This window comes from Marinomonas lutimaris, assembly GCF_019426345.1.
In the GTDB taxonomy this organism is placed as follows: domain Bacteria; phylum Pseudomonadota; class Gammaproteobacteria; order Pseudomonadales; family Marinomonadaceae; genus Marinomonas; species Marinomonas lutimaris.
Window position 1 is genome coordinate 361,757 of the sequence record NZ_JAHLLW010000001.1, and the last position, 19,109, is coordinate 380,865.

Annotated in this window: 15 protein-coding genes; 7 read left to right on the forward strand and 8 right to left on the reverse strand. The window is 41.5% G+C overall.

Translation table 11 applies throughout. From position 1 onward, the window contains the following. Positions 1-115 precede the first annotated feature (115 nt). On the reverse strand, positions 116-613 hold the full coding sequence (locus KPL72_RS01595) for an HPP family protein (RefSeq protein WP_219701493.1): 498 nt from the start codon (positions 611-613) through the stop codon (positions 116-118). Between the two features lie 122 nt (positions 614-735). Between KPL72_RS01595 and KPL72_RS01600 the strand changes: the two genes are divergently transcribed. Further along, positions 736-1,290 (forward strand): TetR/AcrR family transcriptional regulator, encoded by a 555-nt coding sequence (locus KPL72_RS01600; RefSeq protein ID WP_219701495.1) that lies wholly within the window; start codon positions 736-738, stop codon positions 1,288-1,290. A 21-nt stretch (positions 1,291-1,311) separates the two neighbouring features. On the opposite strand, the gene KPL72_RS01605 is transcribed toward KPL72_RS01600, so the two are convergent. The 5 genes from KPL72_RS01605 to nhaC form a co-directional block, all read right to left on the reverse strand. Next, complete coding sequence (locus KPL72_RS01605) at positions 1,312-2,169, reverse strand: PA4780 family RIO1-like protein kinase (RefSeq protein WP_219701497.1); 858 nt, start codon at positions 2,167-2,169, stop codon at positions 1,312-1,314. 105 nt (positions 2,170-2,274) lie between these two features. Next, positions 2,275-3,183 (reverse strand): hypothetical protein, encoded by a 909-nt coding sequence (locus KPL72_RS01610; protein ID WP_219701499.1) that lies wholly within the window; start codon positions 3,181-3,183, stop codon positions 2,275-2,277. A gap of 482 nt (positions 3,184-3,665) precedes the next feature. Further along, positions 3,666-4,742, reverse strand: a complete 1,077-nt coding sequence (locus KPL72_RS01615) for a GGDEF domain-containing protein (RefSeq protein WP_249422039.1) — start codon at positions 4,740-4,742, stop codon at positions 3,666-3,668. Positions 4,743-4,832: 90 nt separating this feature from the next. Beyond that, positions 4,833-6,086, reverse strand: a complete 1,254-nt coding sequence (locus KPL72_RS01620) for a DEAD/DEAH box helicase (protein WP_219701501.1) — start codon at positions 6,084-6,086, stop codon at positions 4,833-4,835. A 153-nt stretch (positions 6,087-6,239) separates the two neighbouring features. Then, on the reverse strand, positions 6,240-7,724 hold the full coding sequence (nhaC, locus tag KPL72_RS01625; protein WP_212917255.1) for a Na+/H+ antiporter NhaC: 1,485 nt from the start codon (positions 7,722-7,724) through the stop codon (positions 6,240-6,242). A gap of 731 nt (positions 7,725-8,455) precedes the next feature. Between nhaC and KPL72_RS01630 the strand changes: the two genes are divergently transcribed. Genes KPL72_RS01630 through KPL72_RS01640 form a run of 3 tightly spaced genes read left to right on the forward strand, consistent with a single transcriptional unit; the run spans position 8,456 to position 12,455 of the window. Beyond that, positions 8,456-9,181, forward strand: coding sequence for a response regulator (locus tag KPL72_RS01630; RefSeq protein WP_283247968.1), 726 nt, complete (start codon positions 8,456-8,458; stop codon positions 9,179-9,181). 26 nt (positions 9,182-9,207) lie between these two features. Next, complete coding sequence (locus tag KPL72_RS01635; protein ID WP_219701502.1) at positions 9,208-10,107, forward strand: substrate-binding periplasmic protein; 900 nt, start codon at positions 9,208-9,210, stop codon at positions 10,105-10,107. A gap of 2 nt (positions 10,108-10,109) precedes the next feature. Then, the gene (locus KPL72_RS01640) at positions 10,110-12,455 is read left to right on the forward strand and encodes an ATP-binding protein (protein WP_219701504.1); all 2,346 of its coding nucleotides are present in this window, start codon (positions 10,110-10,112) and stop codon (positions 12,453-12,455) included. Here the strand turns inward: KPL72_RS01640 and KPL72_RS01645 are convergent. Together KPL72_RS01645 and lhpI are read right to left on the reverse strand one after the other, a co-directional pair. Then, entirely contained in the window at positions 12,452-13,744 is a 1,293-nt protein-coding gene (locus tag KPL72_RS01645; RefSeq protein WP_219701506.1) for an NAD(P)/FAD-dependent oxidoreductase, read from the reverse strand. The genes KPL72_RS01640 and KPL72_RS01645 overlap by 4 nt on opposite strands. Before the next feature lie 64 nt (positions 13,745-13,808). After that, complete coding sequence (gene lhpI / locus KPL72_RS01650; RefSeq protein WP_219701507.1) at positions 13,809-14,759, reverse strand: bifunctional Delta(1)-pyrroline-2-carboxylate/Delta(1)-piperideine-2-carboxylate reductase; 951 nt, start codon at positions 14,757-14,759, stop codon at positions 13,809-13,811. A gap of 157 nt (positions 14,760-14,916) precedes the next feature. On the opposite strand from lhpI, the gene KPL72_RS01655 reads away from it, so the two are divergent. From KPL72_RS01655 to KPL72_RS01665, 3 genes are all read left to right on the forward strand, one after another. Then, positions 14,917-15,699, forward strand: a complete 783-nt coding sequence (locus KPL72_RS01655; protein WP_212917261.1) for an AraC family transcriptional regulator — start codon at positions 14,917-14,919, stop codon at positions 15,697-15,699. A 181-nt stretch (positions 15,700-15,880) separates the two neighbouring features. Beyond that, positions 15,881-17,551: a GGDEF domain-containing protein gene (locus tag KPL72_RS01660; RefSeq protein ID WP_219701509.1), complete on the forward strand. Its 1,671-nt coding sequence runs from the start codon at positions 15,881-15,883 to the stop codon at positions 17,549-17,551. Between the two features lie 442 nt (positions 17,552-17,993). Next, positions 17,994-18,995, forward strand: coding sequence for a carbohydrate porin (locus KPL72_RS01665; protein WP_212917263.1), 1,002 nt, complete (start codon positions 17,994-17,996; stop codon positions 18,993-18,995). Positions 18,996-19,109: the final 114 nt, after the last annotated feature.

Here is a 19,109-nt window from a genome sequence, read left to right on the forward strand (position 1 = left end):
CATGAATCATTTGGTTAAAAAAGCATCAAATGTAAGAAATCGTGCTTGATGAGCTGAAAGTGTGTATAAAAAAGCAGTCATCATGTTTTTTAGTGCATTAATTCTTTTTGTGGCTTCATTTTTTGGATTTTAGCGGGTAGCCAATACGTGAGATCCAGTTGTGGTAACACCAGCCGAATAGAATAATGAGCAAGCATCCAGATAGAACTGGAGAGAGTAAAAATCCCCACGAAACTTGCAATGATAATACCAGAAGAGGGTTTGCTCCTGCCGGAGGATGCAGCGTATTGGTTAACATCATCAAGGAAACGCCGACTCCAACACTTATTGCCATGGTTAATGGGGTTACATCCCAGAATTGTAATGCGATTAATCCTATTGTGGTTGTTAATAAATAACCGCCTAGAATATTTTTGGGTTGAGCTAAAGGGCTTTTAGGTAAGGCAAACAGTATAACCATGGTTGCGCCAAATGGCGCCATGATACCAAGATACTCTGGTGCAAGCTGGGCACCTTGAGCAATCATAAAAATACACAGTGTTGCTCCGATCCCTGCTAAGCAAATAGTAAAAAATTTAGACTGATGAAATGAAGTGAAAAAATTGGATAGCATAAATGGATTCCTCTTGAGTGCTGGCTATCATCGGTAAATAAAGGTAGACCGATCTGTCTCTGCAATGGTAGACAAGTCTGTTCACTCGTGTCAATATTCTTTTTTAATGAGGGAGAAGTAAAGTGACTAAGCCTGACTTATTAATACACGCGGCGTTTAAACTTTTTTATCAACATGGCATTCATGCTGTGGGGATTAATCTCATTTTGTCTGAAACTGGAGTAGCCAAAAAAACGCTTTATCATCACTTTAGTAGTAAAGATGCTTTGGTTGAGGCTGTGTTAATTTATCGGGATCAAATTTTTATGGATTGGCTAACATCAAGAATGATGGCGGCTGGGGAAGGAAAAACCGCTGTTTTGGCCTTGTTTGATGCGCTTGATGATTGGTTTCATGACAATATTGAGGTGTTATCGCCATTTAAAGGCTGCTTTTTCGTGAAAGCCAATGGGGAGTTTTCTGATCATGTGGTTAATGAAATATGTCAGCGCCATAAGCAAAATATTACGTCTTTTATTCAAGCGAACCTTGTAGGTTGTTCTGCTAAATTGGCTCCGGCTGATTTAGCACAAAGTATCAGTGTGCTAAAAGAAGGGGCTATTGCACAAGCCTATGTATCGGGCGATTTAGATGCCGCTAAGAGAGCAAAAGCGATGGCTGTTGCTCTCTTAGGATAACCTGAAAAACTGTACCTAATATTAGTCTTCGTCGTCTGTGCTATTGATGCGAGCTAAGCGTTCTTGTTCTTCTTCGAAGGCTTCTTTAATTTCTTGTAGAACGGAGTCGACATCCGCTTCTTCTGTTGGTTCTTCAAATAAACCGGTCAGTTCGGTATGTGGTGTTAATTTACCAGCTTCAAATAGCGCCCAGATTTCTTTGGCGTATTTGGTCTCAAGAAGTTCTGGCGCGAACATGCCGTAATAATTACGCATGTTGTTTACGTCGCGCTCTAACATCCATTCGGCATTATTGTTTGCAGCTGCATCAACGGCTTGAGGAAGGTCTATAATCACAGGGCCGTGAGAATCAACCAACACGTTAAATTCAGATAAATCACCGTGGATCAAACCAGCACACAACATGCGGACAATATCTTTGATGATAGTATCGTGATCTCGTTTGGCTTGCTCTTCAGTTAATACCACATCATTTAGACGTGGTGCTACTTCACCGCTATCATCAGTAACCAGTTCCATTAACAAAACGCCGTCAAAGCAACCGTAGGGTGTAGGCGCGCGAACGCCAGCGGCTGCTAGTCGATACAGGGCATCGACTTCAGCATTTTGCCAAAGGTTCTCTTGTTCGTCTCTGCCAAACTTAGAGCCTTTTTCCATCGCTCTAGAGCGACGGCTATTACGGACTTTTCTGCCTTCTCGATATTGTACTGCCTGTTTAAAGCTGCGTTTCCCCGCTTCTTTATACACTTTTGCGCAACGGATCTCTGATCCGCAGCGTACTACGTAGACAGTCGCTTCTTTTCCGCTCATTAATTGTCGAAGAACTTCGTCTACTAAGCCATCTTCGATGAGTGGTTGTATTCTTTTAGGGATTTTCATGCGGCTCGTTATACAGTGATTAGATGACAAATGAAACTACCAGAAATAGAAAATAGACTTTATCGCTGGTGCAGCGGAATTATTTCTACCTTGCAATTAACAAGGTTATTCGTTGGAATCACGCTTTTTATATTCATTCCTTACTAAATACTCAACCATCTCGTTGATTTTCATGTTTTTTTCTTCAGCCAGTGCATTTAGCTTTTGCTTGGTGTTTAGCGTCATGCTAATGCTGTAAGGCTTTTTACCACTCGATTTCTCACGAAATTTTTTCTGGCTCCAAGCTTTTTTCATTTTATCAATGATCAAAGCTTTACGGTCTACGTTATCAGATAAATCAATAGTAGCAATAACCACCGCTTTTTTTTCTATCGCATTGGCTGGTATCCAAGCTTGTTCTAAGGGTCTTTGGGTAATGTTTTGCAGATAAGACCAAGCCCAAGTCCATTGTGAAGGATTATTTTCTTCTAGCCAATTTACTATTGTTTCATTAAAGCGGATTTCTTGCCATTTTGCTTTGAGTTCTTCGAGTAGATCTTGCTGTTGCTGTGTATCAGCCTCGCCATTATAAAAAGCATCTAAAATATCTATGTGCCTATCGGCTGCGTTATCCCTGTCAGTACTGAAGGTCTTTTCCGCAAGTAAGAAGAAACTGCTTTCTTTGGACGTTTCTTGTTCTAGACCAGCCTCAGTCTTTTTAGTCTTACTTTTTAAATAGCACCATACCCAGTTACACAAGCGCTCGTTTTTTTTATCAATCCATCGAAAATAATTGGAAGCCAACTGTGTTGCTTTAAACGCGGTGCGCATTTGAGAGGCGAAATTTTGTGGGGCGCGTTTTTTGTTTATTAAATTTTCTAACTCTTCATTTAGCTTTTTCACACGTTCGAATTGTGAGCTTCCGCGTAAATTTTTTAAAGAGGTACTTCGAATAGTTCGTAGCAAATAATCAGTATAAAAAGAGAGTTCCCTTTCAGATGCCGGTTCAAGAAATTCAGCACTGCTTTTAATCATACCTATCATTCCTTTTTTAATATTTATTATTCAAAGAGTCTAAAAATTACTGTGTAGATGTTCCGTAAATCTTACGTGTATTTCCGTAACCTTACAATAATTTTACAGTATATTTATTGATCTAATTAATGTTCTAATTTTATTTTCATGTATTAAAAAGCGTATTTTCAAACTGGTTTATATCTTTTTTGCTTTTAAGGTTGAGAAAAGTCAGATTGTTACTTTTTGACCATTAATTAAGTTGTTGTTTTATCTAGAGATAATTTCTAGCGTTGTTAGGATTGAAGGAGAGGTCTTTTGCTTTTCGAAAGAATGAGAAGAGAGGGTAATAACAGGTTATATAAGTGCTAAAGGCTGCTATTACTCATTTTATTGGGTGAGAGCATTGCATAGAGCAATAAAAAACATTGTGGACTGTGCCGGAGCGAGTCTATGGTTTTTGACAAGATTGAGTGTGATCTGCTGTATTGGAAAACTAGTAGTTAAAAATTGTCTGCACGAATCGTGTTGCGCCCTGAATTCTTGGCTGTATAAAGATGATCATCAGCAATTTTGAAGACGGCCTCTTTTGAGGTTGCTTCATAGGAGTACCCAATACCAATGCTGATAGTAATGTTTGATATATCGTCGACAACAAGGTTGCTAACGGCTGTTCTTAGTTTTTCGGCTAGCGCCATGACTTGCTGCGGTGTCCTATTTAAAGTGAGAATGATAAATTCTTCTCCACCCCAGCGGCCGAGTATGTCATTTGGATGAATGGTCCTACTTAGTTTGCCTGCGATTCTGTTAAGAACTTTGTCTCCGACAAGATGGCCATTTAGGTCATTGACCTGTTTGAAATGATCTATGTCGATGATGAGTATTGCGTAATTCTTCTGTTGTTCCGTTGAATCTAGGTTAAGTTCGTTAAATACTTTTTCAATACCACGTCGGTTTAGCACTCGAGTGAGTAAATCGACGTAGGCGTAATTTTCAAGGGTGTTTGCTCGTGCAGCGATTTGGTCCGATGTCACTCTTAATTTAATAACCGTCCACAATAAGAAAATATAGATAACATGGGCGATGGCCATATTTAATGTGACAGCAAATGCTGCGTTGACTGTGTGGTTTTGTATGAGTGCAATGTAATGACCTACGATAGTTGCCACAAAAACAATCGCGGTTGCGGGAGCGGCCTTTTTGACATCAAGAAAAAGATAGACGATGACGTAATTTAGCCCTAGCCACTGTGCTGAGTTAGAAAATAGACCATTATCCGGTAAATGATGCCAAATGCTGCAGCTTATTAAGTAGCCAGCCACAACGAGGTAGGCAAGATAGTGCAAGCTCTGCTGGTTGAGGCGTGAAAAACTGAGTATGTAAATCAGAATAAATGCGCCAATGCATAATGGATACGAAAAGGCGTCAAATACTGCAATAATCCCGCTGTAAGCATCGATTCCCCAGATCGAGCTAAACCCTAGGATGGCAACAATCAGCAACTGACGGAATAAGGCCGGAGAAATCTGAGCTGCGCTTAAAGGTTTCTCGGTGCTTATGTTAGGTTGAGGTTTCATCATGGGGTTTCTAAAGATAGATGGGTTTTAGGAGATGCCATTCACGCTTAGAATAGGCATACAAAAATTATACCAGAGAACATAAATATATTTTTAACGGCGTCTTCTCTTCGGTTTTTTGTCTTTTGAAGACGGGTTCAGACCAAGCGCTTTTGCGCGTAATTCTTTTTTAGATGGCTCACGTTTTTTTGGGGTATTAATAACCTTGTTAAGGTCGGGTTCAAAACCGGGTAGCCACTGAGGAATGAATTGCTCACCCACTAGTTTTTCTATATCGGTTAATAAATAACGTTCTTTTTCTGACACTAAGGTGACAGCAAGGCCGGCTGTTCCTGCGCGACCAGTTCGGCCAATGCGATGGATGTAATCTTCTGCGTTGTAAGGTAATTCGTGATTCACAACATATTGCAATTGGTCTATGTCGATCCCTCTTGCGGCAACATCGGTCGCGACCAGTGCGCGTACTTTACCTGCTTTAAAGTCTGCCAACACGCGATCACGCGCGCCTTGTGATTTATCACCATGAATAGATTGAGTGGCGATACCATCTTTTTGCATTTCTTTTGCTAAATCATCAGCTCCTTGTTTGGTGCGAGTAAAGATAAGCACTTGTTGCCAATTTTTAGACCCAATTAAAAATGATAACAGCGCACTTTTTCGGTCTTGGTCAACCGCGTAAATCGTTTGTGCGACCTGAGTCGCTGTGGTGTTGCGGCTGTCTACTTCGATTAATTGCGGGTCTTTTAATAAGGTTTTGCTTAGGGCGAAAATGTCATCATTAAAGGTCGCTGAGAAGAATAAGGTCTGTCGTGACTCAGGCAACTTCTTCAATATTCTTTGAATATCAATAATAAAGCCCATATCTAGCATGCGGTCTGCTTCATCTAATACCAGCGTTTTTAGGTTGTTTAAATCAATCAGGTTTTTCATGATTAATTCAAGCAAGCGACCGGGTGTGGCAACCAATACATCGCAACCTTGTTTCAACGCATCGAGCTGAACATTGATGCTTGCACCGCCATAAGCGACAACCGATTGAATTGGCAATGTTGCACTGTATTTAACAAAACTAGCATGAACTTGTTGGGCCAATTCGCGAGTAGGTGTTAGCACCAATACTTGAATGCCTTCGACATTATTTAAGTTTTTAGTGTGTAGAATCTGGTGTAAAAGTGGCAACGCAAAAGCGGCTGTTTTTCCTGTTCCTGTTTGTGCTCCGGCCATAAGGTCTTTTTTCGCTAAGACAGCTGGGATAGCGGCAAGTTGAATGGGCGTTGGTGTTATATATCCCAGCTCTGTTACTTGCTGAATAATGTCTTGATGAAGCCCTAAAGACGCAAAGGTCATGGATGTCTCGCTAATGATGAAGGATGCAATGATAGAGGGCGCTAGTATAGCATTCTAGAGCTGTTTTGGGATTATCGAAAGATCATCTTTAGAAGACAAAAAAGCAGAGTTGCATCAGCACTCTGCTTTTTTATTGACTTGAATATTAGGTGGTTACTTAGCTGTGCTGTAATCCATGACTAACTCGTCGTTTTTCTTCCATCTTGCTTGCTCTTCAGCTGTTGCTTTTGGAGAGAAGAATCCTAGCTGTGCGTAGATTAGACCTAATACAGGAGATACCCAACATGCGAAGGCCAGTGGGATATAAAGTAGGTTTTCGAAATTGCCATCGCCAATGCTTAGGCCTAATGCGCCGATAACGAAAGCGCCGCCAGCATTCCAAGGCACAAGAGGAGAAACCAAGGTGCCGCCTTCTTCGATTGCACGAGAAAGGTTAAGCGTTGAATACTTCATTCCACGATATACTGGCGCATACATACGACCAGGTAGAGCGATCGATAGGTAAGGGTCGCCTGCGACAAGGTTGGTTGCTACTGACGTCAATGTTGCAGATGTCTGAACGCCTTTGAAGGTTGTTACTTTAGTCATGATGGCACTGATAATGGCTTCTAGACAGCCTGTTCTTTCAAGTGCGCCACCAAAACCAAGTGCGATCAAAATCAAGGAGATAGTCCACATCATAGATTGGATGCCGCCACGATTTAGGAGGCTGTTAATCGCATCAGAGCTTGTGGTGATGGAGTAACCGCTGTTCGCATAAGTTAAAATGTCATGGATGCCTGCGCCTTGTGTAAACACTGCAACGATGGCACCAGCAATAACCCCTGCAAATAGAGATGGAATGGGTGGCATGCGTTTAACAGCCAATACGATAACGACTAAAGCTGGAGCTAGCAACCAAGCAGAGATTTCAAAGTTTCTTTGTAGAGAGGATGTGATCGCCGTGATACGTTCAAAAGAACCGTTGTCATTGTCGATCAAAGTAAAACCTGCGATTAAATAGATAACCAAGGCAATCAACATCGCTGGAATAGTAGTTGGCATCATGTTTTTGATGTGAGAGAACACATCTGTGCCAGTTACCGCAGGTGCTAAGTTAGTAGTATCTGAAAGAGGCGATACTTTATCACCGAAGAACGCACCTGATACAACGGCGCCCGCAGTCCAGTACATTGGAATTTCGAAACCAGCACCAATACCCATTAGAGCTAGACCGACGGTACCGACTGTTCCCCAAGATGTTCCCAAAGACAGAGAGACAACAGAACAAAGAATCATCGCCGCGGCTAAGAATATTTGTGGCGACAGTAACGTCAGGCCGTAATAAATCAAAGTAGGAACGGTACCACTGGCAATCCATACCCCGACCAGCATCCCGACCAGAATCAATACCGATACGGAAGGCATGGATACATGGATTACATGAAAAATGCCTTCTTCAATTTGTTTCCATTTTAAGCCCTGCTTAATACCAACTAATGCCGTAAGGGCTAAGCCAATCGCAAGAGGTATGTGTGGAGTGAAATCACCAAAATAGAAGATTTGTACGCCAAGTAAAGCAAGAGTGAGTATGACGGGGACAAGAGCAAGCGTAAGGCTTGGCTTCTGCTCATCTGATAGTTGTGTGCTGACAGCCATAGGTTGTTCCTTTGTTTTCTTTTTTATGGGAGATAAGCGAAATTGGCATAGTGAAATGCCCTATTTCATTTTTCTTAATTAATGTTGTAACAGGAAGAAAGTATTAATTCACAAACAAGTCGTAATACTTTGTATAAACAATGTGAAATAGAAAGTTGCATCAACGCGTCTGTTAATGCGCTATTTGATGGGGAAATATTAAGAGAGAGTACAGTTTTTTAATCAATTGATGACAAAAAATAGAATAGGCGAATCCGATTCGGTAAGAGCATTGAGTAAGATTTTGATATTTTTCGCTCCATTGTTGTGCGTATTCAGTCGATTGATTAAAGCTAAATATGATTAAGAAAATCTCAATGGGGGCTTATTGACCGAGGGGTAAAAGAAAATGCACCAATGTCGAGCGTATCTGAATGTTGAGCTGCGTTTTGTCGCCTTCGCAAGGAAAAGTATGTCAGCGTTTCTTTGCTTTGCGGTCGCTTTCCTTATGATATGATTTTATTTAACAATAGGGGTGAACAAAACAACAACAGGCATTTACATTTATATAATAGGTTTACATTCTGTTGATGTTTTTTTCCTAATATTACTCTCTTATCTTTTCTTAGCTTAATTGTTATAGTTCATTGAGCTGATATGGAATGGCTTCTTCAATATTAAAAATAACGATAATAAAATGATCATTAGACACTTGATTCCACTTTTACCTTTTGTAGTACTTAGCTATGTTAATGTCAGACATTAAAATTCTCGTTGTTGATGACTCTAGCGTAATCAGAGAAACACTCGAAAGCTACTTTGCAGAAGAAGGCTATACCGTTTCAGGTGCAGACACTGCTGAAGCCGCTGAACAATTATTAAGTGAGCAAGAATTCGATCTGATTCTGCTCGACATTCGTTTGCCTGGTAAAGATGGATTAACTCTGACCCGCGAGTTGCGGAGCCGTTCAGAAGTCGGAATTATTTTAGTAACAGGTAAACAGGATGATATAGACCGCATCATAGGGCTAGAGTGTGGAGCGGATGAATACGTTTGCAAACCTTTCAATGCACGAGAAGTATTGGCTCGTGGAAAAAATCTAATTCGCCGAGTGCGGAATCAGAGAGAGCTTGCTAAAAATCCAGTAGAAGAGCCTGTTCTTCGAACGATTGGGACATGGCAATTAGATACTTCGCGCCGTGTTTTGGTTAAGTCTGACCGCAGTGTGAGCCAACTAACTGAAGGTGAGTTTCAGCTTTTGTTAGCGCTTAAAGCAAATGAGGGCATCGCCCTGACACGCGATCAACTTATGGATCGAATCAAAAACCGCACTTGGAACGCTACGGATCGTACGATTGATGTCTTAATCGGCAGAATTCGTCGTAAGTTAGGCGAAGACCCAGATTGTCCACAAATGATAATTACCGTTCATGGTGTTGGCTACCTCCTTAGTAATAATCCTCAAGACGATTTGTAATGTGGGCGGTGATAAGGCGATTGTTTGTGGTGAATGTTAGAAAAGAAGCCGTTCATCACAGCCCTCTCTTTCATAGGTTTACAGTTTACGGTTGGGCATTTCGGTTATGTTCTCTTTGGCTGAGTATCTTGTTTTCTTGGAATGTGTTGGCACAAGACCGCGCTTTTGCAGAAAACGCCCCGTCTCTGGATGACTTATCTGGATTCACAGTAAGAGTTTGCGGGACCAGTGCTTATCCACCTGTTTCGTGGGTTAATGCGGATGAAAAAGTCGATGGTGTCAATGTCGCAGTGATTAGAATGTTACTGGAACCACTTGGTGTGACAGTAGATGTTCGTCAAAATAGCAATTGGCGGCGTTGCCTTAAAGAAGTCGAATTAGGGAATGTTGATATGTTGTCGGGGTTCAAAACCACGAAACGTCAGCAATTTCTGACTTATTTAGACGCTCCAGTCATTCGAGAGACGATCTACCTTTATTACCCTATTAAGCATCCGCTAGTCTTCAAGGATTGGAAAAGTTTAGCTGGCTTGCGAGTTGGTCTATTAATGGGCGACAGCTTTGGTAATGAAGTGGATGCGGCCTTTCATGAATATCCAAATTTAGAGCTTGTCTCAACTCAAGATCAAAATCTATTAAAGCTGGCTGATAATCGTTTAGACGTTGTACCAATGGGGAAATTGTCAGGTCAATTAGATGTTCATCGACTAGGTCTAGAAGGAAAAATAGGCCATACAAAAACGGATGTTAGCGATTTTTGGTACCTTGCCATTTCTCAAAAATCCCCTTTGGTTAATTGGCTACCTTCATTAAATAAGCGCTTAAATACCTTATTGAAAGACCCAGATATGGTGCCCGAATTGGTGGAACGCTATCGCCAAATTTATAATGCTGATCTTGGTTTGAACGGGGAGTTCGACTACTAGTTATGCGTCCACTAATAAAATTTTCTATCATCCCCAACCTATTACGCTATAAGCAAATGCATCCGCTGGCATACCGTATTTTTATCAAACTTTTGTCATTGAGTTTGCTGCTGGCCCTTATTTCGACGAGCGTTCAAGTGTTCAATGAATATCGTCGGGAGCGTGCTTCGATGCAACAGCAAACTGATTACATTACTTCATCGCACATTGAGGGGGTTCGTAAAGGTTTGTGGGATCTGGATAGTGAGCAATTAGAGCTGCAGCTAAAAGGTATTATGAACTTTTCCAATGTGAATGCGGTTACCTTGCATTCTGCGGATTGGCAAGATGACATCATAGTTGGAGACAGAGACTCAATTGCCAGTAATAAGAATGGCACCACTTTACCTATCTATTACATCGACCGAGATGGCAAGCAGACACAGCGCATGCTTGGTGAGTTAACGGTATATCACGATATGGCGGCTATTCAGTCAAAACTGCTACGATCTGCCATCGAAATTGCGCTTTTTCAAAGTCTCTTGGTGTTAATCAATGGCGTGCTGTTACTGCTTATTGTGCATTTTATGGTAACGAGACATCTGGAATATATGGCCAGTTATACTCGTTCTATTGGCGCTGGAAACCTTAAGAAAAAACTGGTTCTTCCTCATAAAACACCGCGCCCAGAAAGTGATGAAATAGATTCTGTGGTGAATGCGATGAATGACATGCGAGAAGCAATTTTAGCGGATATCAAGCAAAAAGATGTGATCGAAGCGGAATTGCGTTATCACCGAGATCAGCTGCAAGAGCAAGTGAGCCGTCGGACCCGACGATTACAAGATGCTAAAGAAACCGCTGAAAAAGCGAACTTAGCCAAGAGCCAGTTTTTGGCGACCATGAGTCATGAAATCAAAACGCCGTTGAATGGTATTCTGGGTATGGTGGAGTTACTACAGAGCCAGCCTCAATCCAATCAAAGTCAGGAAAAATTGTCCGCAATTTATCAGTCAGGCGAGGCCTTATTAGAAATACTGAATGGCTTATTAGATTACGCTCGTCTAGAAGAAGGCATGTATAGTCCGGAGATTCTGCCGTTTTCAATTAGTGAGCTAGTAAATTCCACGAGTTTGTTGTTTTTAGCCCAAGCCCAACAACAAAACACTCTATTGAATGTGCAAATCAGTGATCAGTTGCCAGATCGTTATCAAGGGGCAGCGGGTGCGTTACGGCAAATCTTATCGAATCTTGTGTCTAACGCCATTAAGTTCACTCGTGATGGCTCGGTAACTATTTCCGTGATGCCGGCTAATGAGAACCCTGAGCAATCTAACGGTGTGCTTATTGAAGTGGAAGACACGGGGATGGGCATTCCTGAAAGTTATCTTTCGCATATATTTGAACGCTTTAGCCAAGCGGATGAAAGTGTCACTCGTCGGTTTGGTGGGACAGGATTGGGATTGGCCATTACAGCTCAACTAGTGCGATTGCTTGAAGGTGAAATGGGCGTAGAAAGTGAGGAAGGTCGTGGTAGTGTATTTTGGTTTTATGTACCTTTGATGGCGATAGATGAAACCACGATAGCGCCGCTTAAAGCCATAGAGTCGCCTCGAAAACTAGCGGCTATGTCGATTTTATTGGTTGAAGATACGCCAATTAACCAAGCGGTTACCACGGAGCTATTAGAACAAGATGGGCATCAGGTGACGCTCGCAGTGGATGGTCAAGAAGCGCTTCATAAAGCAAATTATAGGCAGTTTGATTTGATCCTGATGGATATTCATTTGCCTTCATTAAGTGGGTTAGATGTGGCTGATCAAATACGCAATGGTGGTCAAGTAAATGCTCAAACGCCTATTGTAGCGCTCACTGCCAATGTGCTACCAAGCAATGTGAAACAATGCCATGACATTGGTATCCGAGCCGTCATTCCTAAGCCTTTTAAGCGCGAACTTCTGTATCAAATCATGGGAGAGCAGCTTAATCTCAATAGTCAAATAGCATTAGATCAACAGGCGAGTAATGGCTTGTTAAACATCAGCCTTATTTACTCTCATCTAACAGCGTTGGGTCAGCAGCGTTTACAAAAATTGGTGTCGCTGTTTTCGTCGTCGATTGAGCGAGGTTTGGATGAGCTGACAGAAATGAATGCGCAAAAAGATTTGTACGAACTAGCAGATATCGCTCACCGTTTAGCGGGTGATTCAGATGCTGTCGGTGCACAAAACTTAGCAGCGGCTTTCCGCGAATTAGAAAACCACTGTAACGACAGTTCTAAAGCAGATTTTAGTTCTGAAATAAATGCATTGAGACCGCTTTATGAAGAGACCTTAGACTTATTATTAAACGCTGTTCAGGGGCATTAAAATCGGTCGACTCGCAGAGCCTCTATTGGGATTCGCGTTGGACGCATTTCTATTTTTTCTAGTAACAGCTCTGCGCTAATTGCTGCCTGTGTAATCCCCAAATGCTGATGACCAAACGCAAAAGATAAACGAGAATAAAGAGGGTGCTGGTCAATTACTGGTAAGGAGTCTGGTAACGAAGGTCGATGTCCCATCCATTCGCTTGATTGTAGATTAGGATTGTCGAATAGTTTAGGTAACAAGCCTTTAGTGTGTTCGCGTAAAACCTGATAACGCTTTTTGATTGGTGGTAAATCCAACCCTCCTATTTCGCTCATACCTACCGCGCGTAGCCCCGCCCCTAAAGGCGACAAAACTAACTTACGATCCGCCGATAAAATAGTGTGATTAATGCGTGTTTTGTCATTAGGGAAGGTCACGTGATAACCGCGCTCTGCTTCCAGTGGTATATGGATTCCGACCTGTTCCAATAAAGTTTTACTCCAAGCACCAGCGCAAATGGAAACGTGCTCAAAAGTCTCTGTTTGCCGTGTTGTTTCTAGCCTAATGTTGTCTTTATTAGCTTGAATTGAGTTTACTTTAGCATTTATAAATCGTCCGCCACGTTTTATAAATGCATCGAATAATGCTTTGCAAACCTCATAAGGGTCCGATAATCGATGAATTTCTGGGAAGAAAACGGCATGACTGAGCGTTTGGGATAGTTCAGGCTCCAGCAAGGCTAAGTTGTGCCCATCGACTAATTCGCAGGGAATGTCGTAGCGGCGCATTTTTTCAATTAGTTTTGAGGCATCATCACGGTTATTGGGATTTTCCCAAACCACTAAATGCCCACCTTTGATGAGAAGAGCTTCCGCGCCAATGTCGATTAAAGTGCGTTTCCAAGCGTCAACAGATTCTCTGTTTAGCTGGTGTATCGTCTCTGTTCCGCGTTGCGCCTGATCTGGTCGGGCCGCTTTAATGAAACGCCAATACCAAGGTGCAGCTTTTGCTACATAGCGTATTGGCGTGCAGATCGGTCCTTTTGGATTTAGCCAAAGCTTGAGCGCAGACCTAAGCACTTCTGGCGTTCCCAGTGGGTCGATGATCTCCGTAGCTAAGTAACCAGCATTGCCAGAAGAGGTTGATGTCCCTGGTGCCTTATTGTCAATCAGGGTGACTTGATGGCCACGTCTTTGAGCCTCTAGTGCTGCGCACAATCCGACGACACCCGCACCCACGACAGCAAATCTGCTGATGGCTTCTGATTTTTCATTATTCAGCGAAGGCGTTAGGGTGTTGTTTTTCATTAGTTTTCTCTCGAAAAAGCTCGTACTTGAGGTTAGTAAGTTAATTGATGTTCAACAAAGACTGTTATGAACTCTGATAGGCCAAAATTGCCGCAGCTAAATCTTCACGAGAATCGCCGACAGATTTGAATAAGGTGATGGCTTTATCTGGTTGATTAAGAGATGGTCTGCCTTGATGAGTGTTGCCACAAAGCTCGGCTAACTCCGCGTGAACGTCGTTAGCCGAGATAGCTCCTTCTCTAATTGGTATGATCAAATCACCTGTTTCGGATAGGGCGCCAGCTCGAGTATCGACAAATATTTCTGCTTTTTGCATAGCAAGATTATCGACTTCGCGCATGGTTGGAGTGAAGCTACCGACTAAATCCAAATGCACGCCAAGTTTGAGCCATTCACCTGCAATGATTGGCTTGTTGGCGAGTGTGGCACAGCTGATGATATCGACGTTGCCAGCGATTTCTGGAAGTTGCTCGGTTTCACAGACGCGAGCATCAATACCTTGAGTTTGTAGTTCAGCGACAAACTCTGCTGCTGTCGATATAGTTCGGTCCCAAATCCAAACCGTTTCAATAGGACGAACGCTGCAGTGTGCCGGAACAAGGTGATGTCCCATACGACCAGCGCCAACCATCAACATAGAACGAGAATTTGGACGAGACAGAAAGCTAGAAGCCAAGGCGGATGCCGCTGCCGTACGTATGGCTGTGATCACATTGCCATCCATTTGCGCCAAGGTTTGCCCTGTGTTGCCGCAACTTAAGGTGTAAAGGCTGGTTAATCCTGGGAGTCCTTTGGCATTATTGCCTGGAAATACGCTGACTTGTTTTACCCCCAAATATTTGCCTTCAATCCATGCAGGCATCAGTAGCAAGGTAGCTTGGGCTTCATCTGGTACATCTATAAAATGGTGGTGACGAACAGGAGACTGAACGTTATCGACAAAAATAGCTCGCAGGGCGTCGATCATTTTTGGCCATGTTAAGCGTTCGCGTAAGGTTTCGGCTGAAATTTGCATGTTACGACTCCTATCAATTGAGTGATGTGTCATCCTAGCAAGTTGGTTTGTCCTTTAGTTGCCCCAGACTATGGTGATTGATACCAAAGCTATGCAGTGACATAGGGAGCTGCTATAAAGAATAGTCGTTACGATATTTAAGGTAGGCTTTTGTGTTATGAAGAGTGAAATTCGTCACAATTTGATTTCGACACAGCAAGGTGAGCATTTGCATGATTTTTCTCAAATTCTGATCGGATGGAAAGGAAAAATGACATGTGAATTGCCTCAGTCTTCTGGAGCGTTAGGTCGTGGGAATTTTGCCTTGGCACCAAATGATATTCCGCACTTATTTTCGGGACAGACGAAGGACTGCGAACTGCTGGTGGTAGATATTCATCAGCAAGATCCTTTAATGACTTACATTGCAGAAAGTTCAGGTTCTTCTCTGGATATTTTATTGTCTTCAGCGCCATTCTTTTCCCAGTTACCTGTTGAATTAATTGGTTGTCTTGAGTTCGCTGCTAAGCAATTACGGTATGCATCTGAACAAGTAAGGCGTCGTGTTAGCACACAGATGTTGCCAATGGTGCTGCTACAAGTGACTGATATTGTCAGCGAACAAGACAGTGTATGGCGAAGTGTTGCTCATCAACGATTAGACTTAGCAGTTTTCAATGGTTTGATTGATAGTCAGCTTGATCAGACTTTTAGTAATGAATGGCTTGCGCATTATTTCAATATGAGTGAAAGCCATTTTTATGTAGTGTGTCAAAAGCAGTTTGGGATGAGCCCTCAAAAATATATTTTGACGCGTAAGCTGCAGCAAGCACATCAATTTATTGCTACATCGTCGATTTCCATTGCCATGATTGCAGATAAATACGGGTTTTCGAACGCGTCTTCGTTTTCACGAGCCTACCGCAAGGTTATGGGATTTTCTCCCAGGCAAAGCAAATAGCTTGTGTATCAGTCTGTAATGAGGCTATTTCTTTTGTCATCTTCTGTTACAAAAGTGTTCTTAATTTTTGTCGAATAATAGTGTCTCATTTACTGGCTGACTTTAATGTTCTGGCTTATTTTTTGCTGGTGTAGTGAGTGTTTTGTGAGCTTTTGTTTTAATCATATGGAATGTTGTGAAAATGGCTATTAAGTCGCGCTTTTTAATATCGACTGCTCTGATTTTATTACTTACAGGATTTTTTTCCTGGCTTTCGATGAGAGTGTTGGCCGAAGATATTATTGTTAGCTGGGTTGAGCGTTATGCCGAGAAGCAGATTCAATATGATAAGGTGCGAACGCTGTTGCCATTGATTCAAGAGGTAAACCGATCTAAAGAGTTTGCCGAGCTTGAATCATTAAAAGCATGGGCTAAACATCCATTTAATGAGGCTTTAAAACAGCAGGCTCTTGAAGATACAGAAGCATTTCGTCATCGCTTTTCGGATAAATCCTACTTCATCGCCTTAAAAGGGAATGAACACTATTATTATAGTGATGGTAAGGAATCACCTAACTCTGACCTATACCGCTATACGCTCCACGAATCTAACCCTGATAATGCATGGTTTTACCAGATCATGGCGAAAAAACTCGATCTACATTTGAATGTAAATCCAGATGTAGAATTAGGGGTTATTAAGCTTTGGAGCGATGTCTTAATTCGTGATGGTGATGACATATTAGGCGTAGTGGGAACGGGTTTAGACCTTTCTGGGTTCTTGCGTCAAATGGTTGAAAAACAAGATATTTATTCAGCTATTGTATTTACTAATAATGAAGGCTCTATCCAGCTTTATCAGAGAGAAGAATTAATCGATTATTCTTCTTTAACGAAACAATCCCCAAATAAAAGTCAGGTTTTTCAGCTGCTAGACGATGAGCAATCGCGTACGCAGTTAAAGCAAACCTTGGCATTGGCGAAAGAGTCACCTAGTCATGTCAAAACCTCTTCTGTGAACAAAGACGGCGTTCGTCAGCTTGCCAGTATTGTTTACATCCCTGAAATTGATTGGTTTCAGGTGAACTTTATTGATATCAACGGCTTTCTTCCTCTGACTGAGTTTTCTAGCTTGTTAGTCGTGTTTTTCATTAGTCTAGTGTGCGCTTTAATTGTGTTCTATCTATTGCTCACATTGATTGTTACAAAGCCATTAGCTGAGTTGGATCTTTCTATTGGATCATTGGATAAAAAACAATATAGAGCGCCAAAATTAGGCCGTTTTGCCGGTTTAGAAATCAAAAAACTGGTTTCCCATTATCAAAAAATGTCGACATCCCTTTTGGAGTACCAGCTTGAGCTTGAGAACAAGGTTGCTGAACGTACAGAGGCATTGAGTCGTCTTGCTAAGCTTGATCCTTTGACTGAGCTTTATAACCGCCGCGGCTTTGAAGTGCATATGACGGAATATATGCAGCGCTGGCAGAAAAATCATCATTCATTCGGTCTAATTAATGTCGATGTGAATCGTTTTAAATCAGTAAATGACTTATATGGACATGCAGCCGGTGACCGAGTATTGCAGGAAATTGCAAACTACTTACTAGAAACGGTAGGAGATAGGGGGGAAGTCGCTCGTTGGGGTGGTGATGAATTCTTGATTCTAGTTAAGCAGGATAGAGCCCAAGATTTGGCTAGCATATCTGAGAAACTCCAAGACGATCGTGAATCGCTGGTTATCAAAATGGACGAGCAAAGTGTCACCATTCAATTTAGTGTGGGTAGTGCATTGGTGGAAGGCAATGACACATTAGAAAGCTTATTGCACAGAGCGGATAGTGCAATGTATGCGGCTAAGTTTGATAGTCGATAATATTTTTTTGAAATCTGATTAAGTTTAAATGGTAGATCCCAGCTCAGAGCTGGGATTTTTTTGTGAAAAATAATGCGCTAGTAAAAATTTTGCATCTAGAGTTAGGGGGGGGGTTAGCAGTGATTGTGGCCGTTTTGAAAATATCATAATCGTGTAATTAAAATACGTAACATCCTACTATTCAGTATTTTTTGTGTATTTCTTACTTAATTTTGCTGTTTATTGTTTTTTTACATTGCTATTTTTTCATTTTAATTTCTTATATATCAATAGTTTATTTTTATGTTTTAAATCTTTAAAAAATTAAGTAAAAAATAAGAACTATTATCGTTGTTGTTTTGTTGTAATAAAGTTACTGAAATGTATCATTGGTTATGAAAACACACGTTTTTGTCAAAGCTCTATTTATTATAAAAACAACATACATTTAGGTCTGAAAATCATGAAAAAAACTATCCTAACAACTGCGATTTTGAGCAGTATCTTGTCTATTAGTGCTGCTAATGCCGCTCCAGTATTTGATGCAAACTTCGAGTTAAACAATGACGCTACTGATACTGAGACTGGCGACACCACTTATGACCAAAATGGTCGTGTCGAATTGAATGCTTACAGTAAACATACAGCAGGTGATAACTTCTTTGCTGGTAAAGGTACGCTGTTATTGACGACCGATGGTGACGCAAATATTGATGACGCTTTTATCCAATTTGGTAATAGCACGTGGGATTTTCAACTTGGTCGTTTTGAAGCAATCAACTTATTTCCATTAGCGAAAGATACTTTGATAGTTCATGCTAATGAGGATTATGTCTATCAAGCTAATAAAGTTCGCGGACGTATTGGTGACGGTGGTGGTCAAATTGCTTTTCATTACAGTGCTAGTGAAAGACTAAAATTCGAAGTTGATACCTTGTATGGTGATGGTGATTCAGATCAAGGTGATGGCTCACTTTATGGAGATAATACAACCGCTATTTCGGGGGTTCGCCCATCTGTGACCTTTATTACCGACGCGGCAACCATTTCGGTTGGTTATGAAAGTGTTAAATATGATACAACGGATGGCGCAACCTCTCCTACCACGGGTAAAGTGGATCTAACAGGTTATGCTGTGACTGCCAATTTTGATGTTGCAGAGGCTAATATCAACCTTGCTGCGGCTTTCAGTAAAGATGACATTACTGATCGAGAAGTCGCCTCGTTTATTGCTAACATGGTTTATGGCAACTTTGGTTTAGGTGTGATTGGCTCAAATGTAGATAACCAGACGGGTAATGATCCATCTATGTTGACCACTTATATTGCTTACACTGTGCCATTATTGGATATCGAGAATGCAAGCGTAACATTTGCTGGCTCGTACTCTACTATTGATGATGCTGCTGCAAATGAAAATGACAAAACAACCGCAGCTCGAGTTCGATTTAACTATGACTTCTAATGTTTAGTTAAAGGTAAGAGCAATATTGTTGGTTACTCCCTTTTCTGGTGATATTGCTCTTCATCCAACGTTTTTTTCTCCTGTCTTGGTTTCTTCGTGTAGAAGCTCAAATTT

What these genes read in the sequence shown, in the direction of transcription:
- KPL72_RS01605 (WP_219701497.1), bottom strand. Translation starts at nt 2,169, where the DNA reads ATGAAAATCCCTAAAAGAATACAACCACTCATCGAAGATGGCTTAGTA.
- KPL72_RS01615 (WP_249422039.1), bottom strand. Translation starts at nt 4,742, where the DNA reads ATGATGAAACCTCAACCTAACATAAGCACCGAGAAACCTTTAAGCGCA.
- nhaC (WP_212917255.1), bottom strand. Translation starts at nt 7,724, where the DNA reads ATGGCTGTCAGCACACAACTATCAGATGAGCAGAAGCCAAGCCTTACG.
- KPL72_RS01630 (WP_283247968.1), top strand. Translation starts at nt 8,456, where the DNA reads ATGTCAGACATTAAAATTCTCGTTGTTGATGACTCTAGCGTAATCAGA.
- KPL72_RS01645 (WP_219701506.1), bottom strand. Translation starts at nt 13,744, where the DNA reads ATGAAAAACAACACCCTAACGCCTTCGCTGAATAATGAAAAATCAGAA.
- KPL72_RS01660 (WP_219701509.1), top strand. Translation starts at nt 15,881, where the DNA reads ATGGCTATTAAGTCGCGCTTTTTAATATCGACTGCTCTGATTTTATTA.
- KPL72_RS01640 (WP_219701504.1), top strand. Translation starts at nt 10,110, where the DNA reads ATGCGTCCACTAATAAAATTTTCTATCATCCCCAACCTATTACGCTAT.
- KPL72_RS01610 (WP_219701499.1), bottom strand. Translation starts at nt 3,183, where the DNA reads ATGATTAAAAGCAGTGCTGAATTTCTTGAACCGGCATCTGAAAGGGAA.
- KPL72_RS01665 (WP_212917263.1), top strand. Translation starts at nt 17,994, where the DNA reads ATGAAAAAAACTATCCTAACAACTGCGATTTTGAGCAGTATCTTGTCT.
- lhpI (WP_219701507.1), bottom strand. Translation starts at nt 14,759, where the DNA reads ATGCAAATTTCAGCCGAAACCTTACGCGAACGCTTAACATGGCCAAAA.
- KPL72_RS01620 (WP_219701501.1), bottom strand. Translation starts at nt 6,086, where the DNA reads ATGACCTTTGCGTCTTTAGGGCTTCATCAAGACATTATTCAGCAAGTA.
- KPL72_RS01655 (WP_212917261.1), top strand. Translation starts at nt 14,917, where the DNA reads ATGAAGAGTGAAATTCGTCACAATTTGATTTCGACACAGCAAGGTGAG.
- KPL72_RS01595 (WP_219701493.1), bottom strand. Translation starts at nt 613, where the DNA reads ATGCTATCCAATTTTTTCACTTCATTTCATCAGTCTAAATTTTTTACT.